Raw genomic sequence first — 25,099 nt, forward strand, 5'->3', positions numbered from 1 at the left:
ACTGACCCGTAGGAGCAATCCTGCGTACTACGGAGGTGAATAATGGCAGACACAATAGTTGACGCAGTCTCTCGCGCACTCGACGAGGCACCCGGGCGGAACTTCCGCGAAACGGTTGACCTCGCCGTGAACTTGCGAGACTTAGATCTTAACGACCCGTCGAAGCGTGTCGACGAGAGCATCGTGCTCCCGTCTGGCACCGGCCAGGACACCCAGATTGTGGTGTTCGCGACCGGTGAAACCGCGCTCCGCGCAGAGGATGTCGCCGACGAAGTTCTCGGGCCCGACGAGCTCGAAGACTTCGGCGACGACACCGATGCGGCGAAAGACCTTGCCGACGAGACCGACTTCTTCGTTGCCGAGGCTGGACTGATGCAGGACATCGGTCGCTACCTCGGTACCGTGCTCGGTCCCCGTGGTAAGATGCCGACCCCGCTTCAGCCCGACGACGACGTCGTCGAGACGGTGAACCGGATGAAGAACACGGTGCAGCTCCGCTCGCGCGACCGTCGCACGTTCCACACGCGCGTCGGCGCAGACGACATGACGCCCGACGAAATCGCGGAGAACATCGACGTCATCGTCCGTCGTCTCGAGGCGACGCTCGAAAAGGGCCCGCTCAACATCGACTCCGTCTACGTGAAGACGACGATGGGGCCGTCCGTGGAGGTGCCCGCATGAGCGAGTCCGAGGTTCGGCAGACCGAGGTTATCCCGCAGTGGAAGCGTGAAGAGGTCGACGAGCTCGTCGACTTCATCGAATCCTACGAATCCGTCGGCGTCGTCGGCGTCGCGGGCATCCCGAGCCGCCAGCTCCAGGCCATGCGCCGCGAGCTTCACGGCTCGGCCGCGGTGCGCATGAGCCGTAACACGCTCGCGAACCGCGCGCTCGACGAAGTCGACGACGGCTTCGAGGAACTCAAGGAGTACATCGCCGGGCAGGTCGCCCTCATCGGCACGAACGACAACCCGTTCGCCCTGTACAAGGAGCTCGAGGCGTCGAAGACGCCCGCGCCCATCAACGCCGGTGAAGTCGCCCCGAACGACATCGTCATCCCCGAGGGTGACACCGGTGTCGACCCGGGTCCGTTCGTCGGCGAACTCCAGCAGGTCGGGGCGTCCGCCCGCATCATGGACGGCTCGATCAAGGTGACGGAAGACTCCAACGTCCTTTCCGCGGGCGAGGAAGTCTCCGAGGAACTCGCGAACGTCCTGGCGGAACTCGGCATCGAACCCAAGGAGGTCGGTCTCGACCTCCGCGGCGTCTTCTCCGAAGGCGTCCTGTTCGAGCCCGACGAACTCGCCATCGACGTGGACGAGTACCGCGCCGACATCCAGTCGGCCGTCTCCGCCGCGACGAACCTCTCTGTCAACGCGGTCTACCCGACCGCTCAGACCGCGCCGACGCTCATCGCCAAGGCGACGAGCGAGGCCAAGGCCGTCGGCCTGTTCGCCAACATCGAGAGCCCGGACTTCATGCCCGAGCTCATCTCGAAGGCGGACGCCCAGCTTCGGGCGCTCGCGGCGAACATCGACGACGAAGAGGCGCTTCCCGAGGAACTCCGCGGCGTGTCCGCGGCTGACACGGGTGCCGCCGAGGAAGAAGAATCGACTGACGAAGAAGCAGCGGACGCCGACGAGGCAGACGCCGACGCCGACGAAGACGCCGCCGAAGACGACGGCGACGACGACGAAGACGCTGGCGACGCCCTCGGCTCCCTGTTCTAACAACACACAAGGTACACAACAATGGAATACGTCTACGCTGCGCTCATCCTGAACGAGTCGGACGAAGAGGTCAACGAAGAGAACATCACCGCGGTCCTCGAGGCCGCCGGTGTCGATGTCGAGGAGTCCCGCGTCAAGGCGCTCGTCGCCGCGCTCGAGGACGTCGACATCGAAGAGGCCATCGAGACGGCCGCCGCTGCCCCCGCGCCCGCCGCGGGCGGTTCCGCCGGTGGCGAGGTCGAGGCCGCTGACGACGACGACGAGGAAGACGCCGAAGAAGAGGCCGCTGACGAAGGCGGCGACGACGACGACGACGACGAAGAAGCCGACGGCGAGGGCCTCGGCGCGCTCTTCGGCTAACTCCTGCGAGACTCAGCCGCATCCGCGGCGACGCTCGCTTCGAAACTCCGATTTCTTTCGACGCAACTCACCAGCGGCAGTTCCGGTCGCGTGTTCGCCGATTCGGACGCGGGCCGCGCCACCGTCAGCGCCGGTGCCGAGCGCGTAGCTTCATATCGAAAGCCGCGGCCACTCCGGCGCGATGTTCCTCACCGGCGGGGCAGTCGTCTCCCTGTTCGCTCGAGCGGCGGCGCTCGCGTCGCCCGTCGCGGCCGACCCGACGACCGCCGCCCTCCTCGGCGTGGTCGTCGGCGTCTTCCTCGGGACCTGTTCGGGCCTCATTCCCGGCCTCCACGCGAACGCGTTCGCTCTGCTCCTCGCCGGCGTCGCGTCCGAGTTCCCCGGCCCGCCGGTCGCCGTCGCGGCCGCCGTCCTCGCCGCGTCGACCGTCCACACCTTCCTCGACGTGGTGCCGGCGCTGACGCTCGGCGTGCCCGACGCCGCGCTCGCGCCGGGGGCGTTGCCGGCGCACAAACTCGTTCTCGGCGGGCGGGGACGCGAAGCGCTCAGGCTGTCGGCGCTCGGTAGCGGCGCGGCGCTCTGTCTGGCGGTGCCGGTCGCGGTGCCGCTCACCGAGGTACTGGTCGAGGGCTATCCCGTCGTCCGGGACCACCTGTGGGTGGTGCTCGCCGCCGTCGCCGCCGCGCTCGTCTGGACCGAACCGAGTCGGCGGGCCAAACTGGCGGCCTGCGTGACCATCGTCGCCTCGACGGGGCTGGGTCTCGCGGTTCTCGACCGGCCGTTCGGGGGACCGCTTCCGGTCGGTGGCGTGTTGGCCCCGCTCTTGGCCGGGCTGTTCGGTGTTCCGGTCCTCTTGGCGGCGCGACGCGGGGCCGGCGTCCCACCGCAGGGTGACGCCGCGCTCGCGACCTCGCCGCGTTCGGTCGCGCGGAGCGTCGCGGCGGGTGCCGGCGGCGGGGCGTTCGTCGGCTACCTCCCGGGCGTTTCCGCCGGAGTCGCCGGCACGCTCGCGCTCGCGGCGCTCCCCAGAACCGACCCAGACGAGTCGACCCGGGCCTACGTCACGGCGACGAGCGCCGCCACGACGGCGACGACGGTGTTCGCGCTGTTCGCCCTCGCCGGGTTGGGGACGCCCAGAACGGGCGCGCTCGTCGCACTCACGGAGGCGAAGCTCCCGACCGGCCTCGGCCTCGCGGTGCCGGTGACGGTCGTCTCGGGTCTCTGCGGGGCGGTGTTGGTGCCTGTCGTCGGCGACCGGGCGCTCGCGTTCGTCGGGAGACTCGACCAGCGCCGACTCGTCACCGCCGTCTGCGCCCTCCTCGTCGTTCTCTCGTGGGCGTTCGCTGGCGTCGGCGGCGTCGTCGTCCTCGCCGTCGCCGGGACTGTCGGCCATCTCCCCGTTCGGTTCGGCTGTCGGCGCGTCCACCTGATGTGCGTCCTCATGGGGCCGCTGGTACTCGGGTGAGTCGTGTCCACGCGGGACACGGATTTCCCCCAGCAGAACCCGGAAAGACAACGGTTAAAAGTCGCGCGCCGGTTTATGAGCGTATGAGCGAGTCCGAACAGCGACACGCGCACCAGTGTGTGTCCTGTGGCATCAACATCGCCGGCATGAGCGCGGCGACGTTCAAGTGCCCCGACTGTGGCCAGGAGATTTCGCGTTGTTCCAAGTGCCGCAAGCAGAGCAACCTCTACGAGTGCCCCGACTGCGGATTCATGGGTCCATAATCATGGGAAAAGTAGCTGCTAAAATCAAGGTCATGCCGAACAGCCCCGAGCTCGACCTCGACAACCTCGAGGACGCGCTCGAAGACTCCCTGCCCGAGGGTGCGAAGATCAAGGGCTTCGAACGCGACGACGTCGCGTTCGGACTCGTCGCCCTCCTGCCGACGGTCATCGTCCCCGACGACGCCGGTGGCACCGAGGCCGTCGAAGAGGCGTTTATCGAAGTCGAAGGCGTCGAGAGCGTCTCCGTCGAGAACGTCGGCCGTATCTGAACTGACGACCGACCTTTTTCGAAGTCTCGTCCCCGGAGCGACCGCGTTCGACCGCCGTCAGCGGCGCTCCATGAAGTAGACGCCGAGGACGACGCCGAACGTGAGCCCGAGCATCACGCCGATGGCCAGGGAGTCGCCGATGACGCCCGCGACGCCGCCGAGAAGGAAGCCGATGGCCAGCCCGATACCGAACTGCTCGGCGCTGTGGCTCGACCCCTCGTGGTCGTCGGAATCGACCATCACGCGGTCGGTCGGTTCGGCGTAGCTCTGTCGCTGTACGGACTCCGCGCTCAGGGTGACTGACTCCTGGGACATACCTCATTATTCTTCGTGCTATTCAATAACCCTTGCCCGCGTTCTCAACTTTCGGCAACGACCGGCGTGCGAGCGCGCGAGGGCGCGTGAGGACGAGTCGACGCGGACTCCGACGCTCAGAACGCCGCGTCGAACGCTCGCTGAAGGTCGGCTTTCATGTCGTCGATGTGCTCGATGCCGACCGAGACGCGGATGAGGCCGTCGGTGAGGCCCGCTTCGAGTCGCTCCTCGCGGGGGATGGCCGCGTGAGTCATCGCCGCGGGCTGTTCGATGAGGCTCTCGACGCCGCCGAGGCTCTCGGCGAGCGTGAACACCTCGGTCTCCTCGACGACGGTCGAGGCCTGTTCGAGCGAGCCGTCGAGTTCGAACGAGAGCATTCCGCCGAAGTCGTCCATCTGCTCGGCCGCGAGGTCGTGTTGCGGGTGGGAGTCGAGGCCGGGGTAGAACACCTCGGAGACCGCCTCGTGGTCGTCGAGCCACGCGGCGAGTTCGCGGGCGTTGTCGCAGTGGCGGTCCATCCGGACCGGGAGCGTCTTGGTCCCGCGGAGGACGAGGAAGCAGTCGAACGGCGAGGGCGTCGCGCCCACGGAGTTCTGGTAGAACGCTATCTCCTCGTCGAGGTCCGCGTCGTCGGTGACGAGCGCGCCGCCGACGACGTCGGAGTGGCCGCCGAGGTACTTCGTCAGCGAGTGCGAGACGATGTCCGCGCCGTGGTCGAGCGGGCGCTGGAGATACGGCGTGGCGAAGGTGTTGTCGACGGCGCACAGCGCGTCGACCTCGTGGGCGATGTCGGCGAGCGCCTCGATGTCGTTGACGCGCATGAGCGGGTTCGTCGGCGTCTCGACCCACACGAGCTCGGTCTCGTCGCGGACGGCGTCGCGGACGGCGTCGTGGTCGGTGGTGTCGACGAAGTCGAACTCGAGGTCGTACTTCTCGTAGACCTGCGTGAAGATGCGGTGGGTGCCGCCGTAGACGTCGTTGCCGGCGACGACGTGGTCGCCCGCTTCGAGGAGGTTGAGCACGGTGTTTATCGAACCCATCCCCGAGGAGAAGGCGCGGCCGTGCGAGCCGTGTTCGAGCGCCGCGAGGTTCGATTCGAGGTCGGTTCGCGTCGGGTTCCCCGTGCGGGAGTACTCGTAGCCGCGGTGGTCACCCGGCCCGTCTTGGGCGTACGTCGAGTTCGCGTAGATGGGCGTCATGAGCGCCCCCGTCTCCTCGTCGGGCTCCTGTCCCGCGTGGATGGCGCGCGTCTCGATGCGTCGCTCGTCTTCGGACATACGAGAAGCGCCGCACCGACTCGGGTTAAGTCCGTCCCTCCCGCGCGACCACGCGGGGGACACACACGCGCGGTTCGTAACGTGCAATTTATAATGGCGACGCAAGTATTCGTTCTCACGACTATGCCGAGCTCCAACGGTCCGATGAAGGGGACGCGAGGAAAGCTCTCGAACAAGCCGCGCGAGCGCGGCACTTCGCCGCCGCAGCGCGCTATCGCGGAATTCGAGGAGGGCCAGAAGGTCCACCTCAACATCGACCCCAGCGTTCGCGAGGGTCGTTTCCACCCGCGCTTCAACGGTCTCACCGGCGAGGTCCTCGGGAAGCAGGGCCGCGCGTTCAAGGTGCAGATCAACGACGGCGGCAAAGAGAAGACGGTCATCGTCCGACCCGCTCACCTGCGCGCCCAGCAGTAAGCGATGACCATCTTCAAAGAAAAGCTCGACGAGGAGTATCTGACGACCTCCGAGGTCAAGGAACTGCTCGCCGAGGTTGAGGCGGAACGCGCCGCCGACGAAGAGCGCGAGATGCGCTACGAACTGGCCCGTGCGATAGAACACGTCAACCGGTTCGCCCACCTCGACCCCGAGGAATCTCGCGAACTCGTCGAGGAGCTCGCCGAGCTCGAGAAGGTCGACGGTCCGACCGCCATCAAAATCGCGGACCTCCTCCCGCAGTCGCGCGACGAACTTCGCGCGGTGTTCGCCCAGCAGCGCTACGCGCTCTCGGGCGACGAACTCGACGAAATCCTCAACGTCGTCGCGAAGTACGTCTGACCGCGTGACAGCGCGGCCAACTATTTAAATATCGGCTCGCCGTAACTACTGGCATGACACGTACGGAGAGCGGTGACGCCGACGCCACGACCGAGTACGTCGTCGTACTCGACGTACTCCGCCACGGGCGTCAGGGAGACGACCGACGGCGCTTCGACGCGGCACCCATCGCGTACGCGCTCGGAGAGTCCGACTTCCGTCTCCTCGAGTTGACCCTCGTCGAAGACGCCGACGTGAGCATCGGCGACCGGCTCGTCGTCTCGCCGGTCGCCGACCGCGAGCTGATTCAGTCCGTCGAAGAACTCTCGTACGGCGACCTCTCGAACACGGCGACGGCCGAAGTCGACTACGTCGTCGAGGACATCGTCGAGGCCGACGAACGGCGGTTCGTCGACTTCTACAACGACGCACAGCCCATCACCCTGCGGCTCCACCAGCTCAACTTGCTTCCCGGCATCGGGAAGAAGCTCCGCGACAAGATTCTCGAATCGCGCAAGCGGCAGGGACCGTTCGAGTCGTTCGAAGACCTCGAAGAGCGGGTCTCCGGGCTTCACCGCCCGAAGGAGGTCATCGTCGAGCGCATCCTCGACGAACTCCGCGACAACGACGTGAAGTACAAGACGTTCGTCGGACGCGACGGGCGGTAGCGGAACGGGACTTTTACCCGCTCCCGCACGATACCTCTCCCAATGACGAGCGACGGCAGCGAACAGGTCCGCGGGGCCGGCGCGCGCGACCCGGACGCCCTCATCCGGCGGGCGGGCGCTCGCGGGAACCCGGACCACGACCAGCACTTCCTCGTCGACGACCGCGTCGTCGACCGCATCCCGACGTACCTCCCCGAGGACGCGGACCGCTCGCACGTCCTCGAAATCGGCGGCGGGCCGGGCGTCCTCACGGACCGACTGCTCGGCGTCGCCGACCGCGTCACCGTCGTCGAACAGGACCGGACGTTCGCCGAGCACCTGCGCCGCGAGTTCGCCGACGAGGTCGAAGCGGGACGGCTCACCGTCGTCGAGGGCGACGCGCTCGAGGTCGACCTGCCCGAGTTCACCGCGTGCGTCTCGAACCTCCCGTACGGCATCTCCTCGGAGATTTCGTTCCGGCTGCTCCCCCGCGGGAAGCCGCTGGTGTTGATGTTCCAAAAGGAGTTCGGCGAGCGGATGGCCGCCGAGGCGGGCACCTCGGAGTACGGCCGCCTCTCGGTGAGCACCCAGCACTACGGCGAGGTCGAGGTCTGCGAGCACGTCCCCCGCGAGGCGTTCGACCCCAAGCCGGCGGTCCAGAGCGTCGTCGTCCGCATCACGCCGCGCGACCCGGAGTACGAGGTCGAAGACGAGGCGTTCTTCCTCGACTTCGTGAAGGCGCTGTTTACCCAGCGACGGAAGACCATCAGAAACGGCATCCGAAACACGGCGCACATCTCCGGGCTGTCGGACCCCGAAGCGGTCGTCGAGGCGGCCGACGAGGACGTGCTCCGAAAGCGCGCCGGCAACATGGCTCCCGCGGAGTTCGCCGAACTCGCGGAACTCGCCGCGTCGGTCGGCCGGTAACCTAACTCCATGATACGCCCCGCGCTCGCCGTGACCCTCTCTCGTCTCGCCTCCACCGGCACGCCCCTCCAGAGCGACACGGTTCTCGACATCGCGTCGCTGTTCCCGACGTTCGAGCTTCGCGTCGCCGCGAGCCTCCTCGTGACCGTCGCCGTCGTCGCCGTCTGGCGACTCGGCGCGCGACTCCACGACAAGGAGGTCGACGCCGTCTCGATGCCGGTGTGGCACCTCTCGGTGACGGTGCTCCGACTCGTCGTCGTCGCCGGCGGCGGGGCGTTCGTCTTCGCGGTCTGGTCGCTGTCGGGCGACATCGGCACGATTTCGGCGCAGTACGACCTCAACAGGCAGACGTTCGTCCGCATCGCGCTGTCGGCGGCGTTCGTCGTCGGCGCGTACGTCCTGACGAGCGTCCTCGGTCGGTTCATCGGCGAGATTGCGAGCACGCGACCGGAGATTTCCGACCACCAGCGCGAAATCATCTACCGCATCGCGCAGGTGACGACCTACCTCGCGACGCTCGCGGTCATCCTCGGTATCTGGCGGGCCGACCTCGGCGGCTTCCTCGTCGGCGCTGGCTTCCTCGGCATCGTGGTCGGGATGGCGGCGAGACAGACCCTCGGCGCGCTCATCGCGGGCTTCGTCATCATGTTCTCCCGGCCGTTCGAAATCGGCGACTGGGTCGAAGTCGGCGACCACGAGGGTATCGTCACCGAAATCACGGTCGTGAACACGCGCATCCAGACGTTCGACGGCGAATTCGTGATGATTCCGAACGACGTGGTGAGCTCGGAGAGCCTCGTCAACCGGAGCCGAAAGGGTCGACTCCGCCTCGACGTCGAGGTCGGCGTCGACTACGAGACCGACATCGACCACGCCGCGGACGTGGCGCAGGCGGCTGTCGAAGACCTCGACGAGGTGCTCTCGGTGCCGAAGCCGCAGGTCGTCGCCAAGCGGTTCGACGACTCCGCGGTCGTCCTCGGGGTTCGCCCGTGGATAGACCGCCCGAGCGCCCGCCGGTGGTGGCGCGCCCGCACGGCGACCATCTCGGCCGTCCGCGAGACGTTCGCCGAGGAGGACATCACCATCCCGTTCCCGCAGCGCGCGCTGTCCGAGCGCGACCCCTCGGGGCCGATTCCGCTCACCGATACGAGGCCCGAGGCGAGCCCCGAAGCCGACGGCGGCGTCGAGGGCGGTGAGGCCGATGGCGACGCCTCGACTGGTTCCACGGAGGCCGACGAATGACCGACCTCGCCGAGCGCCGCGGGATGAACACCTCCGTCTACCAGCCCGCGGAGGACTCCGGACTGCTCGCGCAGGCCGCGGTCGGGCGCGTCTCGGGACGCGTCCTCGAAGTCGGCACCGGCTCGGGCTGGGTCGCAGAGCAACTCGCGACGAAGACCGACGCCGACGTGGTCGCGAGCGACCTCAATCCACACGCCTGCCGGCAGGCGGCCGAGCGGGCCGCAGCCATCCGCGCCGAGGGCGGCCGCGGCTTCGAGGTCGTTCGCGGGAGCCTCGTCGAGCCGTTCCGCGACGACGCCTTCGACGCGGTGGCGTTCAATCCGCCGTACCTCCCCGAGGACCTCGAAGCCGCGCGCGACGACTGGATGGAAGTCGCGCTCACCGGCGGCGAGGACGGCCGCGAAATCATCGACCCGTTCCTCGACACGGTCGGCCGCGTCCTCAAGCCCGGCGGGACCGTCTTCCTCCTCGTGAGTAGCTTCACGGGCTACGACGAGGTGCTCGCCCGCGCCGAGGCGAACGGCTTCGGCCACGAGGTCGTCGTCCAGGAGTCGTACCCCTACGAGACCCTCACGGTGCTCGCGTTGGAATAACCAATGCGCATATGTTGATACAGGAAATATTATAGGCCGTCATTTCTTAGCCAGGAGTGATGACTGAACTCGTCTCGACGACACCGGGACTGTATCCCCTCCCGGATTGGGCGAAACAGGAGCTTTCCGACCTCAAGGGTCACCAGAAACACGACCTCATCTCCGGTAACGAGGGCGCGGACATCGTGAGCGCGTACGACCGCGCCCGCGAGGAAGTCGTCTCCGAACAGACTGACGCCGGTCTCGACCGCGTCGTCGAGGCGCAACTCCGCTGGGACGACATGCTCGCGCACCCGCTGACGGTCCACGAGAACGTCGAGACCGGCGGTATCGTCCGCTACTACGACAACAACAACTTCTACCGCGACCCGCAGGTCCGCGGCGAACTCACCTTCTCCGGCGACGTCGCGGCCGAACTCGACGCTACCGCCGACCTCCTCGGCGACGAGTCGCTGCAGGCGGTCCTCCCCGGCCCGTACTCGCTTTCGGACCTCGCGACCGACGAGCACTACGGCGACGAGGCCGACTTCCTCGGCGCAGTCAGCGAGTTCCTCGCCGGCGAGGTCGACGCCTTCCCCGACCACGAGACGCTGTTCCTCCTCGAACCCTCGCTCGTGTTCTCGCCGCCGGGCGAGGACGTCGACGAGCGCGTCGCCGAGGCCATCTCCGCCGTCTCCGACGCGACCGACGCCGACGTGGTCGTCCACACCTACTGGGGCGCGCTCGACGAGAAGGTCTACGCGCACCTCATGGACGCCGACGTCGAGGCCATCGGCTTCGACTTCGTCGCCGGTGACCGCGACCAGACGCTCTACAACATCAACGAGTACGGCACGAAAGACGACATCGCCCTGGGCCTCGTCGACGGCCAGAACACGCTGGTCGAAGACCCCGACACGGTCCGCGAGCGCGTCGAGTGGACCCTCGACAACGTCCAGAGCCAGACGTTCGACACCGCCTACGTGACCTCCAACACCGAACTGTTCTACCTGCCGGAGAACCGCGCGACGGAGAAACTCGCCGCCCTCGCGGCCGCCACCGAGGACGAACTGGAGGTGGAAGCATGAGCCGCGACGCCGAGAACCGCGAGCAGTTCCGCCCTGAAGGCCACGAAAACGAGCACTTCCTGCTCACCACCGTCGTCGGCTCCTACCCGAAGCCCAAGTGGCTCAACCGCGCCAACGACCTCGCGGAGGACCCCGACTCCAAGTTCACCCAGGAGCACCTCCACGAGGCCCACGACGACGCCTGTCGCGTCATCACCCGCGAGCACGAGCGCTCCGGCCTCGACACCGTCGTCGACGGCGAGATGCGCCGCGAGGAGATGGTCGAGTACTTCGCCCACCGCATCCCCGGCTACGAGTTCAACGGCCCGGTGAAGGTGTGGGGCCACAACTACTTCGACAAGCCCTCGGTCGTCGGCGAGGTCGAGTACGACGAGCCGTGGCTGGTCGACGAGTTCGAGTTCACGAGCGACGTGGCCTCCAAGCCCGTCAAGGTCCCCATCACGGGCCCGTACACGCTGGCTAGCTGGTCGTTCAACGAGCACTACGACTCCGAGGCCGACCTCGCGTACGCGCTGGCCGACCTCGTCAACGAGGAAATCGAGAAGCTCGTCGAGGCGGGCGCGACCTACATCCAGATCGACGAGCCCGCGCTGGCGACGACGCCGGACGACCACGCCATCGTCGGCGAGTGTCTCGAACGCATCGTCGCGGGCATCTCCGACGAGGTCCGCATCGGCCTCCACGTCTGTTACGGCGATTACTCCCGCATCTACCCCGAACTCAACGACTACCCAATCGACGAGTTCGACGTGGAACTCTGCAACGGCGGCTACGAGCAGATTGACGTGTTCACCGACCCCGAGTTCGAGCCGGACCTCGCGCTCGGCGTCCTCGACGTGCACACCACCGAAGTCGAGACCGTCGAGGAGATAAAGGAGAACATCAAGCAGGGTCTGAAGGTCGTCCCGCCGGAGAAGCTCACCGTCTCGCCCGACTGCGGCGTGAAGCTCCTCCCCCGCGAAGTCGCCTACCAGAAGACGGAGAACATGGTCAAAGCCGCCCGCGAGGTCGAAGCCGAACTCGACGCCGGCGAAATCGACCTCGACGCGCCCGTCCCGCAGGCCGACTGAGCGGCTGAGTGTCCGAGCGCCCGAACAACTCCCCGTTCGTCTTTCTTGTCCGTATCGAACCCAGAGTCGCAGACTCCCATCGCGTTCTCGCCGCCGCGAGTGTCTCCCCGTCCTGCACGTGAAATAAATGTTAACATACCACATAGCGTATCGCTCGGTATGGGCACCGAATCAGTCGCACCGGAACGGACGAACGTCGAACTGTGCCGCCGATACGTCGAGGAGTTCGTCAACGAGGGGGACGCGGCGGCGGCCGAGGAGTTGGTCCGCGAGGACGTCGTCACTCACCAGTTGGGCGTCGACGTCGACAGAGTGGGGAGAGACGCGCTGGTCGACCAGATACTCGGCTTCCGGGGGGCGGTTCCGGACTGGACCCTCGCTGTCGAAGACGCGGTCGGCGAGGGCGACCGGGTGATGATGCGGCTCACGGCGCGGGGGACGCCGCAGGAGCCGTGGGGGAACCTCGTCCCGACCGGGAAGTCGTTCGAGCAACCGGCGTTCTTCGTCTTCCGACTCGAAGACGGCCGCATCGTCGAGCAGTGGAACCTGGTGAACCTGATGGGAATCGCGCGCCAACTCGGGTTGCTTCCGCCGGGGCCGCGGGTCGTCGCCAAACTGGCGGCCCGGCGCATTCGGTCGCGCCTCGGCGGCGGCCGGTGACGCGGTCGAGCCGACAGACCGAGTTAGACGCGCTCGGTCTCGAACGAGCGTTCTCGGGTCGCGTCGTCTCCGCCGTCGGCACCACCGAGCCCGCGATTGCCCTCACACCCGATTCGCCACCCGCCGTCGGCACCGCGGACTAACGGAAGCTCCGTCCCGACGGCGTCTGAAATCTCTTCGGGTGGCACGTCGCACGCCGCGGCGATGCGTTCGAACCGCGAGCCGCCGGTCAGCGCCTCGGGAACCGGCACCCAGACCGTCGCGGTCCGGTCGTCGGGCGTCGCGAGCGCGAGGTCGAGTCGCACGCCGTCCCGGCGAGAGAACCGGGCGAGGCCGCTCGCACCCCGTCGTCGCTCGGGGACCACGTTCGTGACGACGCCCGAATCGACGTGGTCGAGCGCGCGCAGGCCGGCCACGCGGAGTTCGACGTCGCGGATGTCGGTCGGCCCGAGGACGACCGGACGCACGAGCGTCGAGAGCGTCGCCGCCAGTCGCGCGGTCGTCCACGCCGCCACCGCGGTCGCGCCGAGCATCGCCACCGCGCCGACGACGAACAGCGCCGCGAGCGCGAGGAGTACGAGTTCAACTTCGACCATGTGACACGTTTCGCCGGGCGACGAGAAAACCGTTGTTCGCCGCGCGGTGGACGGTCAGGTCGCGGTGACGGTCGTCGCCGGCAGTCCTGGTGTGACTGATGATAGTCTTTCGCACACTCCATTGTCGACGGGAGCGTCCCCGTCGGCTGGAGCGCGGACGAGAGGGGAGACGTGGCCGCCGCTCCTCTCGGCAGAAAACGTGAGAACCGCGAGACGAGACTTACTCGTAGAGCCAGGTCTCGTCGATGCGCTCGTAGTCGACGAGTTCGTCCTCGTCGAAGAAGAGCGCGATTTCGCGCTCGTTCGCGCCCTCGTCCTCGTGGTCGGAGCCGTGGATGACGTTCCGGCCGAGGTCGAGACCGTAGTCGCCGCGGATGGTGCCGGGAGCGGACTCTGCGGGGTCCGTCTCGCCCATCATGCCGCGGACCTGTCGCGTCGCGTCCTGTCCTTCCCAGACCATCGCGAAGACGGGACCGGACGTGATGAAGTCGACGAGACCCTCGAAGAAGGGCTTGCCCTCGTGCTCACCGTAGTGGTCGTGAGCGAGCTCCTCGTCGATCTGCATGAACTTGCCGCCGACCATCTTCAGACCGCGGTCCTCGAAGCGGGAGACGATGTCTCCGATGAGGCCGCGCTGGACGCCGTCGGGCTTGACCATCACGAAGGTGCGCTCTGCGTCGGACATCAGTTGTCCTCCGACTTGCCGCTCGCGCGGCGGCCGGCCTCCGTCCACTCGAGGTCGCGGGCCTCGCGGCCGAGGAAGTAGTTCTTCTCGGCCTTCGAGTCCTTGAAGTGGAGGATGGTACCGTCGGTCTTGACGTACATCGTGCCCGTGCCGGGCTCGATTTCCTCACCGCTGTAGTCGCACGTGCGCTTTTCGACCATTGTTACTGCCCTCCGATGGAGTCGGCGTCACGCTGAGTCTCGCGGAGCTGGAGGATGTCGCCCTCGCGGACGGGACCCAGCACGTTTCGCGTGATGATACGGCCCTGGTTGGAGCCTTCGCGGATGCGGCACTTGACCTGCATGGCCTCGCCGTGCATCCCAGTCTTTCCAACGACTTCGATGACTTCGGCAGGCGTCGAGTCGCTGGCTTGTTCGTCCGCGCTCATAGTCGGTTATCGAAGGTCCTCGACCTTAGTCGCGATGTCCTCGACATCGTCGGACGCGTCGCCGGCGTCGACGATGGCGGCCGCGGCACTGCCGACTTCGAGGCCGGCGGCGTGGCCGATGTCGTCCTGCGTCTCGACGAAGATGAACGGAATGCCCTTCTCGTCGGCGAGTTCGGGCAGGTGCATGACGATCTCCTCGGGGGAGACGTCTTCCGCGATGAGGACGAGCTGGGCGTTGCCCCGCTCGATGGACTTGGTCGTTTCGTTGGTTCCTTTCTTCACGATACCAGTATCTCGGGCGACCTCGAGCGCCTCGACGGCGCTGTCAGCGAGGTCGGCCGGTACGTCGAAGTCTACGTAGACAGCCATTGTTGTTCACCTATATCCTGCTCGCGGGCTCGACTCCCTCGCCGGTATCACACCGGTCGGTCGGTCGCGACCGGTCAACGATTTCCCTACGGCGAGGAGGTTCATCAACCCCGGACAGGCTGTAACCACTCTTTGCTTCGGCCCCCATAAAAGCGCTTTCAAAATCGTACCGCCGTGCGACGCGTCCGCACGACCCGCGAAACACCCGATTTCTCGCCGACCGAAGCGCCACGGATTCGCGTGTCGATTGCTCACACGAAACGCTCGTGGCGGGGCGTGACACGCCACCGAAACCGCCGGCTGAACCGACTGGGAGACGAGCGCGCTCGCACCCGACCGAAGGATGTGAATAGTCGCGCCGGCGTATCGCCCCCATGACCGAACTCGGCGACGACCCCGACGTCGAGGCGCTCGCCGCCGCCCGTCGCGAGGAGGCGCTGGCGACGAACCAGCGACGCCTCCTCGTCCTCGCCGGCGACCGGGACGCCGGCATCGACGCCGCCTTCGACGCGGTCCGCGGGGCCGACGTGCCCGACGACGAGGTGACGTTCGTCACCGCGCGGGAAGGATTTCGCTTCCACCGCGTCGAACCGAAGCGCGCCTCGTCGCTCCTCGGGACGACCCGGACGCTCGTCGTCCTCGACGCCCACGAGGACTTCTCGGCGAACGCGCTCGGCCGCGTCGCCGGCGCGGTCGACGGCGGCGGCCTGCTCGTCCTGCTCACGCCACCCCTCGACGAGTGGCCGACCCGCTGCGACGCCTTCGACGAGCGATTGGCGGTCCCGCCGTTCTCCGTCGCGGACGTGACCGGCCGCTTCCGCGGCCGACTCGTCTCGACGCTCCGGGACCACCCCGGCGTCGCCCTCGTCGACCTCGATTCGGGGACCGTCGAGCGCGACGGCGCGTACCGACAGGGAATCAGTTTCGACGCCGCCCCGCCGCGGATACCGAGAGAGAAGAACCGAAGGTTCCCGCGGCGCGCCTACGAGGACTGCCTCACCGCCGACCAGTCCGCCGCGCTCGCCGCGCTCGAAGCGCTGGCCGAACCGGACACCGCCGTCGTCGTGGAGGCCGACCGCGGCCGCGGGAAGTCGAGCGCGGCGGGCCTCGCCGCCGGGAGTCTCGCCGCGGAGGGCGCGGACGTGGTCGTGACCGCGCCCGGAAAGCGAAACGCCGCCGAGGTGTTCGCCCGCGCGGAGCGACTCCTCTCCGAACTCGGCGCGCTCCGAGGCGGCGGCGCGGACGATTTCGACCTCGCGGCCGAGAGCGGCGGTCGCGTCCGCTACGTCCCACCGACGGAAGCCGGCGCGGCGGCGGCCGACGCCGACGCGCTCGTCGTGGACGAGGCGGCCGCCCTGCCCGTCAGGCTCCTCGAATCGTTCCTCGCCGCGCCCGCGGTCGCCTTCTGTACGACCGTCCGGGGCTACGAGGGCGCGGGCCGCGGCTTCGCCGTCCGCTTCCGCGACCGCCTCGACGACGCGGACCGCGAGGTGACCGACGCGCGCCTCGACGACCCGATTCGCTACGCCGCCGGCGACCCCGTCGAGTCGTGGACGTTCCGCGCGCTCCTCCTCGACGCCCGGCCGCCGGTCGACCAACTCGTCGCTGACGCGACGCCCGATACCGTCTCCTACCGGGCGTTTTCGCCCGACGACCTGCTGGCCGACGAACACCTGCTCCGCGAGGCGTTCGGCCTGCTCGTCCTCGCGCACTACCGGACCGAACCGGACGACCTCGCGCGACTTCTCGACGCACCGAACCTGACGCTCCGGGCGCTCACCCACGGGGGGCGAGTCGTCTCGGTCGCGCTCCTCGCCCGCGAGGGCGGCCTCGACGCCGACACCCGCCGGCACATGTACGACGGCGGCCGCATCCGCGGGAACATGCTCCCCGACGTGTTCACGAGCCAACTCCGGGACGAAGCGGCGGGCGTCCCCGTCGGCTACCGCGTGATGCGCATCGCCACCCACCACGCGGTCCGGTCGTCCGGCCTCGGCTCGCGGCTCCTCTCGGAGGTACGCGACGAGTTCGCGGGCGACGCGGACTACCTCGGCGTCGGCTTCGGCGCGACGCCCGAACTCCTCTCGTTCTGGCGCGACAACGGCTACGGCACGGTCCACATCTCGACCACCAGAAACGACACCAGCGGCGAGTACTCGGCGCTCATGATGCGCCCCCTGTCGCCCGCCGGCCGCGACCTCCGGGACCGCCACGCCGAGTGGTTCCTCGGCCGCGTCGGCGACGTGCTCGGCGACGCCCTCTCGGACCTCGACGCCGACGTGGCGCGGGCCGCGCTCGCCGCCGTCGACGCCGGTGCCGACCCAAGCGCCGACGCCGCGTTCTCGCCCGGCCTCTCCGAGTACGAGTGGCGCGTCGTCGTGGGCGCGTCCTACGGACCGGGGCTCTACACGACCGCCCCCGGCGCGTTCCGGCGAATCGGCCTCGCGCATCTCACGAACCCGGACCGGGCCTCGTTGACGCCTCGGGAGGAGCGACTGCTGGTCCGCAAGGTCTTCCAGATGCGACCGTGGGACGCCGTCGCGGACGAACTCGACTTCCACTCGACCGCGGGGGCCATGCGCGCGCTCGGCGACGCCTACGAACCGCTCGTGGACGAGTACGGCACCGACGCGGCCCGCGAGGAACGCGAGCGATTCCGGTGAGCGCGCGGTGAGCGCGAGCCGTGCCGCGGGCGAGGGGGCGGCGAGCCGACCGTCTCGCTCGCCGACACACCGATAGTCGTCGGAACCGACGCTCCTCGTATGGCCGAGTGTAGCGAACCCGACTGCGAGAACGTCGCGGCGGTCAGGCTCTACGTTCCGTGGGACGCCGACAGAGACGTCTGTACGGCCCACGCGAGGGCGCTCGTCCAGCAGGACGGCGTCGTCGCCGAACCCCTCGACGGGGCCGAAGACGACTGGTCGTAGCGCCGCCGGTCGCGAGCGGGGGCGGCCGCACCCCGACGCGTCGCTGGCCGGAGAAGACAGTGCGCAGAAATTCAGGGTCGGAGACGGGGCCGGTCAGCGCTCACCGGAGCGTGACGGCCATCATCACTTCGTCGACGTAGTCGCCGTCTATCTTGTAGTGGGCGTCGCGGACGGCTTCGGTCTCCCAGCCGTGGCCTTCGAGGAACGCGATTGCCTCCTCGTTAGTCGCCGGAACGCTGTTGTAGAGCTTCTCGAAGCCGCGCTCCCGAGCCCAGTCGACGCCGCGGTCGAGGAGCTTGCTCCCGATGCCGTGGCCGCGGAACTCCGGTCGAGTGCCGACCGTCAGGACGGCGGTGTGGCTCAGCTTCTCCGCCTCGGGCAGGTCGAGGTGGACCCAGCCGGCGAGTTCGTCGCCGACGGTGGCGACGAACACCATCCGGGAGTTGACGTCGTTGTGCCGGAGGACGACCTCCTCGTGGTCCAGCAGGTCGGCGACCGTCTCGGCCTCGATGTACCGGCCCTCGTCGGCGACCTCGTGGATGGCGTCGACGAGGCTCTCCAAGTCGACGTTCTGGGCCATCCGAATCGTCACGTCGAGGTCGCCGAGTTCGACCGTCTCCTCCTCGCCGGGCGCGTAGGCCACCTCTACGTAGTTGCCGACCTTTCGGATGTAGCCGTCCCGTCGCAGAACGGTCAGGTGCGCCCCCAGCGCCGCTGGCTCGAAGTTGAGCGCCCGCCGCACCTCGTCCTCGCGGACGGTCCCGTGGCGCTCGATGTACTCGTAGATGTCCTTGCGGTCTTTGTGTCCGAAGTTGAGACTGTCAGTTACTTCCATGGTACACAATCACACTCATGATTTATAATTGTTGTTCGTGCCGGACCCGACGACAGTCGGTGGAGCCGACGGGTGAATCGGGGTCCGTGCGCCGCCCTCAGCGCCTCTCGGGGACGCAGGTCAGCAGTTGGGCGGTGTCGAGCACGTCGTGGGTCCGCAGCAGGACCTCGGCTGCCTCGCGGACCGTGAAGTCCGCGTCGAGGTCGACCCCGTAGCACCGGGCGTACATGTCGAGCCAGTCGTTCATCGCCCGGTGGAGGAGTTCGAACTCCTCGCCGGTGAAGGAGACCTGCCGGTCGCCCGTCCGCGCGCTGACGTAGAGCGAGACCGCCGGGCCGACGCCGTCGCGGGCGCATTCGAGCGCGCGCTGGTCCGCGGCGGACGGCGGCGGCGGGTCGAACGACTCCCGCGCCTCTCGCGCCTCGGCGGCGAGGGCTCTGGCGCGCTCCCCGAACCGAACGTCTTCGGGATGTCGCTCCTCGGCACCGCGACCGTCGGCGACGGCGCGGGACTCCGAGTGGGTCGCCTCGCGGCTCATGGTCTCACCTCCGTCACCCCCACTTGAACTCGACGCCCTTGTCGCCGCGCGGGTGGGTCCACTCCGTGTCGGCGACGACGGCGCAGGTGCCGCACTCGACGCAGGGCTGGGTGTCGAGGCTGACGACGCGCTCTTCCGAGCCGTTGGTCCGGACGACTTCCTCGCGGTAACAGCCGCCGCCGAAGTCGACCGCCGAGACGGGACAGGCCGCAACCGCGGCCCCGCTGGCCTCGTAGGACTCGTCGCGGAGCGTGATGTGCGGGTTGCCGATGTCGGTGTCGTAGGTCAACCCGCCGATGCGGGCTTCGAGGTCCGGCGGCGTCACCGAGCTCTGGTCGCGGACCCGCGTCCCCAACTCCTCGGCGATGACCGTCGGGAGCGTGACGTAGGGCGTCCGCGTGTCCGGCATCAGCGCCGACAGCGTCGGGACGTTGTAGAGCCGTTCGAGCCGCCCCGAGAGCGCGCGGATGCCGGCGCGCCCGACCGGCGAGGTGAGCACGGTGTCGACCACGTCGGTCACGCCGTCGTCTTCGGCCACGCCGCGGAGCAGTTCGTAGCCGCGGGGCCGGAGCTTCTTCATCACGCCCTCGCTCCGGAGCTTGCGGGCGTAGCGAGTCCCCGCTTTTTCGGGCTCGTTGCGCGATTTGGCCTGCGCGTACGCCTCCGCCGCGAGTGCGCCCGCCGTGACGGCGTGGTTCATACCCTTGATTATCGGTCCCTGCGCCTGCATCTGACCGGCCGCGTCGCCGACGAGGAGCAGGCGGCCGAAGTGCGGTTCGCGCAGGGCGACCTTCTTCGAGTCGGGCACGAGCTTCGCGCTGTACTCCAGTTCGGTGTAGTCGTCGCCGAGCCACTGCGCGAGAAGCGGGTGGGTCAGGAGAGCGTCGAGGAGCTGGTGTGGTTCGGCCTCCTCCGCGACGAGGCTGTCGAGGTGGAACACCGTCCCGAGCGACAGCGTGTCGCGGTTCGTGTAGAGGAAACCGCCGCCCCGGACGCCCTCGAAGAGGTCGCCAGAGAACAGGTGCGCCGCGCCCTCGTCTTCCGCCACGTCGAACCGGTCGGCGATGGCGTCCTCCGGCATGTCGACGACGGCCTTGACGCCCTGGAACCACTCGTCGGGCTCGTCCCAGTCCATCAGGCCGGCGTCGCGGGCGAGTTCGGAGTTCACCCCGTCGGCCGCGACGATGATGTCGGCGGTTATCGGGTCGAGTTCGTCCAGCGTGACGCCGACGATGCGGCCCTCCTCGCGGAGCAGGCCGTTGACGTGGACGCCCGTCAGGAGGCCGCCGCCGGTCTCGCGGGTCCGTTCGTGGACGCGGTCTTCGAGCCACGAGTCCATCTTTCGCCGGAGGACGGAGTCGGACCACTCGGTGTCGTGTTCGTGGAGGTCCGTGAGGTCGAACGACTCGACCTTGTCGCCGGCGATGTTGTGGATGCGGTACTTCGTGATGGGCCGCTCGGCGGCCGCCTCCCGGAACCCCGGAAAGAGGTCGTCGATGGTGTACGGCGCGGACTCCTCGGCGTAGATGAGCCCGCCCGAGACGTTCTTCGACCCGGCCTCGACGCCGCGTTCGAGGACGAGCGTCTCGATGCCGTAGTTGGCGAACGTCGCGGCCGCCGCCGCGCCGCCGGGTCCGGCCCCGACGACGAGCGCTTCGTAGTGTTCGTAGTCGCTCATCGTGACTCACCTCGGTCGTCTTCGGCCGCGCCATCGTCCGGCGTTCCGGTCGGCGCGGTACCCCCGTCGCTCGCCACCGCCGCCTCGAACCGACCCTCCTTGAGCGCCGTCGTCAGCCGCGGCAGCACCTCGAACAGGTCGCCCTCGATGAAGTAGTCCGAGAAGTCGCGGATGCGGGCGTCGGGGTCGGTGTTGACGGCGACGATGGTGTCGGACTCGTCCATGCCGACCTTGTGTTGGACCGCGCCGGAGATGCCCGCCGCGACGTAGAGCTTCGGCGCGACGACCTGTCCGGTCTCGCCTATCTGTCTGTCCTCGTGGGTGTACTGCTCGACGTGGCCGTCGAAGTTGAACGACCCCGTGACGATGCCGCGGGTGACGCCGACCTCGGCGTCCTCGAACTGACCGGCGAGGTCCAAGGCGAGTTCGATGCCCTTCGTCGGGTCGTCGCCGATGCCGCGGCCGACCGCGACGATGACGTCGTGGCCGGTCAGGTCGATACCCTCGTCGAGCTGGTCGAAGTCGGTGACGGTGACGCGGAACCAGTCGTCGTCGAGCGGGGCGTCGTGTTCGACCACGAGGCCCTCGCGCTCGGCGTCGGGTTCGGGCAGGTCGAAGCTCCCCGGGATGACCGACGCGCCCTGCGGGTGGAACTCCCGCGTCGGGTTGTCGATACAGAGGATGGTCGAGTACTCGAAGCCGGAGAAGTCCGGGCGCTTCATGTGCAGGACGCGCTGGAACTCCTTTTTTTCGCCGGCGACGCCGGTCTTGACGGGGTTCGAGATGACCTCCTCCGTGATGTAGAGCCCCGAGCAGTCGCTGGCGAGACCGGAGTCGAGTTCGGCCTGCACGAGCGCCGAGAGGTCCCGGCCGTTGTTCGTCGCCGGGAACAGCACGTACCGCGGCTTGTCGTAGTCGCGCCACGGCTCGTCGCGGCCGCCTCGGACCTCGAAGTTCTCGTGGGTCGCCCCCGCGCGGGCCATGTCGCAGAATATCTCGGTGTACGGTTTGTGCTGGAAGCGTTCGAGCCGGGCGTCCTCGCGGACGACGACCACGTCCGCGCCGTAGGCGATGACGTCCTCGACGTGCTTCGACACGTCGGAGCCGATGAGGACCGCGACGACCCGCTCGTCGGTCGTGTAGTCGTCGTTGTAGGTGTCCATCAGGTCGCGGGCCTTGCCGAGCATCTCCTTGGACACGTCCACGAGTTCGCCCGCCTGCGTCTCGCAGTAGACCCACATGTCGCGGTAGGTCCCCCCGTGGAGCGACCGGACGTGCCGCTTGTCCCGGGTCGGGTGGTCGAGGTCCGGGTGGCGCTCCTCGGGCGGCCGGTCGTCCACCTCGATTTCCGTGTCCTCCTCGTCGCTTCCCTTCACGGAGTCGATGCGGCTTCTGATGAGCCGCTTCACCGAGTCGCGGTCCTCGCCGGCCTCCTCGCGTTCGAGGAGGGATTCGAGGTCCGAGACCTCCTCGACGCTCTGGAGGGCGTTTCCGACCTCCGCGGTGCTCATCGACGCGAGGTCCATCTCGTCGGCGTCGGCCGGTTCGTCGTCGTCCTCGGAGAACTTCTCGATGCGGCTCTCGATGAGGGCGATGGCCGGCGCGCGGTTCTGTCCGCGGTGTTCCGCCTGTAGAATCTCCTCTAACTCGCCGAGGTCGTCGATGTCCTTGATGGCCGGGCCGAGCTCCGAAATCTCGTAGTCGCCGGGGTCGAAGTCGGTCACGCTCAGTCACCCCCCGCGGCCGCGGCGTCGCCGGCGTCGTCGCCGACCGCCGACTGCATCGCCCCCAGCACGTCCTGCATGGCACCCGTATCCTCCGGGTCGACCATCGTCGCCTCCCGCTCCGCCGGGGCCTTCGGGATCGGGTCGACCGACGAGACGATGGTCGGCGAGCCGTCGAGGCCGATGTAGTCCGGGTCGACGTTGATGTCGGCGTGGTCCCGCACCGTCAGGTGCTCCTCGTAGTTCTCGGCGCGCGCTCGGGTCTCCTCGCGCAGGTCCTTCAGCGTCAGGCGCTCGCCCGCCGTCCGATACGACGGCTCGAACTCGGGGTCCGCGACGACGAACGCCGGAAGCTCCGTCTCGACGGTCTCTATCTCCTCGATGTCGCCTTCGACCAGTCGCTTGGCGCGCAGCGTCCCCTCCGCTTCGTCGATGTCGAGGGAGATGACGTGCGTGACGAGCGGCATGTCGAGACACCAGTTCGTCTGCGGACCGGTGTGGCCCGTCTCCCCGTCCGCGGTCTTGAACCCGGCGAACACCACGTCCGGCTCGCCGAGCGTTTCGATGCCCGCGCTGAGCGTGATGGCCGTCGCCCACGTGTCGGCGGCCGCCATCTCGCGGTCCGAGACGAGGTGGAGGTCGTCGGCGTACACCGTCTCCATCGCCTCGCGTAACACCTCCTTGTACCCCGGCGGCCCCATGCTCATCACGCTCACTCGCCCGCCGTGTCGAACCCGCGTCTGCAGCGCCGCCTCCAGCGCGAAGCGGTCGTTCGGATTCATCACTGTGGGCGTCTTCCCCCGTTCGAGGTGCCCGTCCTCGTCGAACGATACCTGGCCCTCCCGGAAGTCGGGCACGCCTTTGGTAAGTACCACCATGTGCATTGAGAACACTCTCCAGTTAATGCTAGCTCATATTCATAATAATCTTTTGTACTAGGTGGGCGGAATGTCCGCGCCGCTCATCGGCGTCTTCTTCGGCGGTCACGCCCGCAAAAAATCGGGGTTTCTTCCCTCAGATGCGTCCCGCTCGCCCGGGGTCGACGTCGATGGCGTCGACCGGGCAGACGTCGACACAGAGCATGCAGTCGATGCACTGGTCTTCGTGGGTCGGTTCGGCCTTGATGTCGGACTCCGGGTGTCCCGGCGTGTCGACCCACGTGAACACGTCCACGGGGCAGTCCTCCAGACACGCTCCGTCGGCGAGGCAGATGTCGAAATCCACCGCGACGTGCGTGCCGTGGATGCCGTGTTTCTCCGGCGGGTCGACCGGTCCCCAGACGGCCACGCCGTTTTCCTCTCCGACCTTCTCCCTGTTTGTCTCGAACTGCGGGTCGATAGCCATGACTCTTAGTGACATATTTCGGTAGAGGCAATAAACTATCCCCCGAACGGGGGGAAACCGGACGACGCGGCGCGCGAGTGAGAACCCGGTCACACCCGCCGTCCTCCCGCCGCGGCCTCGACGCGCCCACTCGGTGGGGTGAATAGCCCCCGGCCCGAACCACCCCGGTATGGACGTGTTCCTCTGGGTCGCGCTCGCCCTCCTGGTCCTCGGCGTCGTCGGGAGCGTACTTCCGCTGCTCCCCGGCGCGCTCCTCTCCGTGCTCGGCGTGGTCGTCTACTGGGTATCGACCGGCTTTTCGGACCCCGGACCCATCGCGTTCGTCGGTCTCACCCTCGTCGGCCTCGTCGCGCTCGTCACCGACTACGCCGGCGGGATGGTCGCCGCGCGGTTCGGCGGCGCGTCGACCCGAACGTCGATTGTCGCCGGAGTCGCCGGCTTCCTGCTCATGTTCCTCATCGGCCCGCTCGGCATCTTCGTCGGCGTCGCGGGCACGGTCTTCGCCCTCGAATACCTCGAACACCAAGACGCGGAAGAGAGCGGTCGGCGAGCCCTCGTCGCCACGGTCGGCGTCCTCGCCACCGCGGCGGTGCAGGCGCTGTTGACGTTCTCGATGCTCGTCGGCTTCGTCCTCGTCGTGGTGCTCTAACGCCGGCCGACTCCGCTTCGCTCCCGAGTTACCGCTCGTCTCGACGCCGAATCAGCCCCGTCTCCGCGTCGGCGACGACCCGAGCGGGCGCGCCGTCGGCGTCCACGCGCAGCGGCATGACGTACAGGTCGAACGTCCGGTCGGTCGGGAGCGCGTCCAACCCGCGGAGGTTCTCGACGACGAGCAGTCCCGCCCCGAGAATCGCGTGGTGCGCCGGGACGCCGTCGCCGCCGGTCGGGTCCGGGCTGAGCGCGTCGACGCCGACCGAGAGCCCCCGTTCTGCACAGGCCCGTGCCGTCTCGGGCGCGAGCGCCGGGTGGTCGGGCATGTGCTCCGTCCCCCACTCGTCCTCCCAGCCGGTTCGGAACACGAGGAAATCCACGCGGGGTTCGAGGTGTTCGGGAATCGCGTCCGGCCCGATTCGACCGCGGGGGCCCGCGTCTCGGCAGTCGGCGACCCGAGCGGTGAACCGGAGTTCCTCGACCGGGAAGTCGTCGAGCGTCGCGCCGTCCGGTTCGGTGTGTGCGGGCGCATCGACGTGCGTTCCGGCGTGCGTCCCGAGTTCGAGCCGCGAGACGCGGTAGCCGTCGGCCTCGAAGTCGGCGTGCGACTCGACGGCGACGGGCGGGTCGCCGGGGTACGTCGGCATCCCGGTCTCGACGCGTCGGGTGAGGTCGAGGAGGGTCATACCG

The 25,099-nt window shown here is 68.2% G+C and carries 32 protein-coding genes; 18 read left to right on the plus strand and 14 right to left on the minus strand.

Translation table 11 applies throughout. The annotated features are described in order from the left end of the window. Nucleotides 1-42: 42 nt before the first annotated feature. The 6 genes from C5C07_RS09920 to C5C07_RS09945 all read left to right on the plus strand — a co-directional run bounded on the left by C5C07_RS09920 (nt 43) and on the right by C5C07_RS09945 (nt 4,084). Complete coding sequence (locus C5C07_RS09920) at nt 43-681, plus strand: 50S ribosomal protein L1 (protein WP_004969375.1); 639 nt, start codon at nt 43-45, stop codon at nt 679-681. After that, nucleotides 678-1,727, plus strand: coding sequence for a 50S ribosomal protein L10 (locus C5C07_RS09925; RefSeq protein WP_004974571.1), 1,050 nt, complete (start codon nt 678-680; stop codon nt 1,725-1,727). The genes C5C07_RS09920 and C5C07_RS09925 overlap by 4 nt, the downstream gene beginning before the upstream one ends. A gap of 21 nt (nt 1,728-1,748) precedes the next feature. Beyond that, on the plus strand, nt 1,749-2,087 hold the full coding sequence (rpl12p, locus tag C5C07_RS09930) for a 50S ribosomal protein P1 (protein ID WP_004974573.1): 339 nt from the start codon (nt 1,749-1,751) through the stop codon (nt 2,085-2,087). A gap of 181 nt (nt 2,088-2,268) precedes the next feature. Then, on the plus strand, nt 2,269-3,552 hold the full coding sequence (locus tag C5C07_RS09935; RefSeq protein ID WP_115805008.1) for a tripartite tricarboxylate transporter permease: 1,284 nt from the start codon (nt 2,269-2,271) through the stop codon (nt 3,550-3,552). An 83-nt stretch (nt 3,553-3,635) separates the two neighbouring features. Then, nucleotides 3,636-3,815, plus strand: coding sequence for an HVO_2753 family zinc finger protein (locus C5C07_RS09940; protein ID WP_004042997.1), 180 nt, complete (start codon nt 3,636-3,638; stop codon nt 3,813-3,815). 2 nt (nt 3,816-3,817) lie between these two features. After that, a complete protein-coding gene (locus tag C5C07_RS09945) occupies nt 3,818-4,084 on the plus strand; it encodes an elongation factor 1-beta (protein ID WP_004969379.1) in 267 nt (88 codons plus the stop codon). A gap of 57 nt (nt 4,085-4,141) precedes the next feature. Here the strand turns inward: C5C07_RS09945 and C5C07_RS09950 are convergent, their stop codons facing one another. Further along, nucleotides 4,142-4,399, minus strand: coding sequence for a hypothetical protein (locus tag C5C07_RS09950; protein WP_004974577.1), 258 nt, complete (start codon nt 4,397-4,399; stop codon nt 4,142-4,144). Between the two features lie 116 nt (nt 4,400-4,515). Continuing rightward, the gene (locus C5C07_RS09955) at nt 4,516-5,676 is read right to left on the minus strand and encodes a cystathionine gamma-synthase (protein ID WP_115805009.1); all 1,161 of its coding nucleotides are present in this window, start codon (nt 5,674-5,676) and stop codon (nt 4,516-4,518) included. A 123-nt stretch (nt 5,677-5,799) separates the two neighbouring features. On the opposite strand from C5C07_RS09955, the gene C5C07_RS09960 reads away from it, so the two are divergent. The 9 genes from C5C07_RS09960 (at nt 5,800) to C5C07_RS10000 (ending at nt 12,635) form a co-directional block, all read left to right on the plus strand. Next, on the plus strand, nt 5,800-6,090 hold the full coding sequence (locus tag C5C07_RS09960) for a 50S ribosomal protein L21e (RefSeq protein WP_004974579.1): 291 nt from the start codon (nt 5,800-5,802) through the stop codon (nt 6,088-6,090). Between the two features lie 3 nt (nt 6,091-6,093). Continuing rightward, nucleotides 6,094-6,450, plus strand: a complete 357-nt coding sequence (locus C5C07_RS09965; RefSeq protein WP_004042989.1) for an RNA polymerase Rpb4 family protein — start codon at nt 6,094-6,096, stop codon at nt 6,448-6,450. A 53-nt stretch (nt 6,451-6,503) separates the two neighbouring features. Next, nucleotides 6,504-7,097 carry a DUF655 domain-containing protein gene (locus C5C07_RS09970; protein ID WP_004974581.1) on the plus strand — a complete coding sequence of 198 codons (594 nt, stop codon included), beginning with the start codon at nt 6,504-6,506 and terminating at the stop codon, nt 7,095-7,097. 42 nt (nt 7,098-7,139) lie between these two features. Further along, nucleotides 7,140-8,003: a 16S ribosomal RNA methyltransferase A gene (locus C5C07_RS09975; protein ID WP_050459766.1), complete on the plus strand. Its 864-nt coding sequence runs from the start codon at nt 7,140-7,142 to the stop codon at nt 8,001-8,003. A gap of 9 nt (nt 8,004-8,012) precedes the next feature. Beyond that, on the plus strand, nt 8,013-9,245 hold the full coding sequence (locus tag C5C07_RS09980; RefSeq protein WP_115805010.1) for a mechanosensitive ion channel family protein: 1,233 nt from the start codon (nt 8,013-8,015) through the stop codon (nt 9,243-9,245). Continuing rightward, nucleotides 9,242-9,838 carry a HemK2/MTQ2 family protein methyltransferase gene (locus tag C5C07_RS09985; protein ID WP_004974586.1) on the plus strand — a complete coding sequence of 199 codons (597 nt, stop codon included), beginning with the start codon at nt 9,242-9,244 and terminating at the stop codon, nt 9,836-9,838. The genes C5C07_RS09980 and C5C07_RS09985 overlap by 4 nt, the downstream gene beginning before the upstream one ends. Nucleotides 9,839-9,897: 59 nt before the next feature. After that, the gene (locus C5C07_RS09990; protein ID WP_004974587.1) at nt 9,898-10,905 is read left to right on the plus strand and encodes a vitamin-B12 independent methionine synthase; all 1,008 of its coding nucleotides are present in this window, start codon (nt 9,898-9,900) and stop codon (nt 10,903-10,905) included. Then, nucleotides 10,902-11,975, plus strand: a complete 1,074-nt coding sequence (locus C5C07_RS09995; protein ID WP_004974588.1) for a methionine synthase — start codon at nt 10,902-10,904, stop codon at nt 11,973-11,975. The genes C5C07_RS09990 and C5C07_RS09995 overlap by 4 nt, the downstream gene beginning before the upstream one ends. A gap of 159 nt (nt 11,976-12,134) precedes the next feature. Beyond that, entirely contained in the window at nt 12,135-12,635 is a 501-nt protein-coding gene (locus tag C5C07_RS10000; protein WP_050459765.1) for an ester cyclase, read from the plus strand. 23 nt (nt 12,636-12,658) lie between these two features. Here the strand turns inward: C5C07_RS10000 and C5C07_RS10005 are convergent, their stop codons facing one another. The 5 genes from C5C07_RS10005 to rpl7ae all read right to left on the minus strand — a co-directional run bounded on the left by C5C07_RS10005 (nt 12,659) and on the right by rpl7ae (nt 14,712). Further along, nucleotides 12,659-13,231 carry a hypothetical protein gene (locus tag C5C07_RS10005; RefSeq protein ID WP_115805011.1) on the minus strand — a complete coding sequence of 191 codons (573 nt, stop codon included), beginning with the start codon at nt 13,229-13,231 and terminating at the stop codon, nt 12,659-12,661. A 220-nt stretch (nt 13,232-13,451) separates the two neighbouring features. Further along, nucleotides 13,452-13,916 (minus strand): nucleoside-diphosphate kinase, encoded by a 465-nt coding sequence (ndk, locus tag C5C07_RS10010; RefSeq protein ID WP_004974592.1) that lies wholly within the window; start codon nt 13,914-13,916, stop codon nt 13,452-13,454. Continuing rightward, entirely contained in the window at nt 13,916-14,116 is a 201-nt protein-coding gene (locus tag C5C07_RS10015; protein WP_004974594.1) for a 50S ribosomal protein L24e, read from the minus strand. The genes ndk and C5C07_RS10015 overlap by 1 nt, the downstream gene beginning before the upstream one ends. Before the next feature lie 2 nt (nt 14,117-14,118). Then, on the minus strand, nt 14,119-14,343 hold the full coding sequence (locus C5C07_RS10020; protein ID WP_004042966.1) for a 30S ribosomal protein S28e: 225 nt from the start codon (nt 14,341-14,343) through the stop codon (nt 14,119-14,121). A 6-nt stretch (nt 14,344-14,349) separates the two neighbouring features. Then, nucleotides 14,350-14,712 (minus strand): 50S ribosomal protein L7Ae, encoded by a 363-nt coding sequence (rpl7ae, locus tag C5C07_RS10025; protein WP_004042964.1) that lies wholly within the window; start codon nt 14,710-14,712, stop codon nt 14,350-14,352. Between the two features lie 374 nt (nt 14,713-15,086). On the opposite strand from rpl7ae, the gene tmcA reads away from it, so the two are divergent. Beyond that, on the plus strand, nt 15,087-17,375 hold the full coding sequence (tmcA, locus tag C5C07_RS10030; protein WP_115805012.1) for a tRNA(Met) cytidine acetyltransferase TmcA: 2,289 nt from the start codon (nt 15,087-15,089) through the stop codon (nt 17,373-17,375). Between the two features lie 99 nt (nt 17,376-17,474). Beyond that, nucleotides 17,475-17,639, plus strand: coding sequence for a hypothetical protein (locus C5C07_RS21680; RefSeq protein ID WP_004974596.1), 165 nt, complete (start codon nt 17,475-17,477; stop codon nt 17,637-17,639). 100 nt (nt 17,640-17,739) lie between these two features. Here C5C07_RS21680 and C5C07_RS10035 read toward each other — a convergent pair whose 3' ends face one another. The 6 genes from C5C07_RS10035 to C5C07_RS10060 form a co-directional block, all read right to left on the minus strand. Continuing rightward, the gene (locus tag C5C07_RS10035; RefSeq protein WP_004974597.1) at nt 17,740-18,474 is read right to left on the minus strand and encodes a GNAT family N-acetyltransferase; all 735 of its coding nucleotides are present in this window, start codon (nt 18,472-18,474) and stop codon (nt 17,740-17,742) included. Nucleotides 18,475-18,571: 97 nt separating this feature from the next. Next, a complete protein-coding gene (locus tag C5C07_RS10040) occupies nt 18,572-19,012 on the minus strand; it encodes a hypothetical protein (protein WP_115805013.1) in 441 nt (146 codons plus the stop codon). Nucleotides 19,013-19,025: 13 nt separating this feature from the next. Continuing rightward, nucleotides 19,026-20,690 carry an FAD-dependent monooxygenase gene (locus C5C07_RS10045; RefSeq protein WP_050459762.1) on the minus strand — a complete coding sequence of 555 codons (1,665 nt, stop codon included), beginning with the start codon at nt 20,688-20,690 and terminating at the stop codon, nt 19,026-19,028. Next, entirely contained in the window at nt 20,687-22,414 is a 1,728-nt protein-coding gene (locus C5C07_RS10050) for an electron transfer flavoprotein subunit alpha/FixB family protein (protein ID WP_050459761.1), read from the minus strand. The genes C5C07_RS10045 and C5C07_RS10050 overlap by 4 nt, the downstream gene beginning before the upstream one ends. A gap of 2 nt (nt 22,415-22,416) precedes the next feature. Then, nucleotides 22,417-23,298, minus strand: a complete 882-nt coding sequence (locus tag C5C07_RS10055) for an electron transfer flavoprotein subunit beta (RefSeq protein WP_049905054.1) — start codon at nt 23,296-23,298, stop codon at nt 22,417-22,419. A gap of 130 nt (nt 23,299-23,428) precedes the next feature. Continuing rightward, entirely contained in the window at nt 23,429-23,758 is a 330-nt protein-coding gene (locus tag C5C07_RS10060; protein WP_004974610.1) for a ferredoxin family protein, read from the minus strand. A gap of 169 nt (nt 23,759-23,927) precedes the next feature. Between C5C07_RS10060 and C5C07_RS10065 the strand changes: the two genes are divergently transcribed. Further along, entirely contained in the window at nt 23,928-24,407 is a 480-nt protein-coding gene (locus C5C07_RS10065) for a DUF456 domain-containing protein (RefSeq protein WP_004974612.1), read from the plus strand. A 28-nt stretch (nt 24,408-24,435) separates the two neighbouring features. Here the strand turns inward: C5C07_RS10065 and C5C07_RS10070 are convergent, their stop codons facing one another. After that, nucleotides 24,436-25,095: a cyclase family protein gene (locus tag C5C07_RS10070; RefSeq protein WP_004974614.1), complete on the minus strand. Its 660-nt coding sequence runs from the start codon at nt 25,093-25,095 to the stop codon at nt 24,436-24,438. Nucleotides 25,096-25,099 lie beyond the last annotated feature (4 nt).

This window comes from Haloferax sp. Atlit-4N (assembly GCF_003383025.1).
Lineage (GTDB): Archaea > Halobacteriota > Halobacteria > Halobacteriales > Haloferacaceae > Haloferax > Haloferax gibbonsii.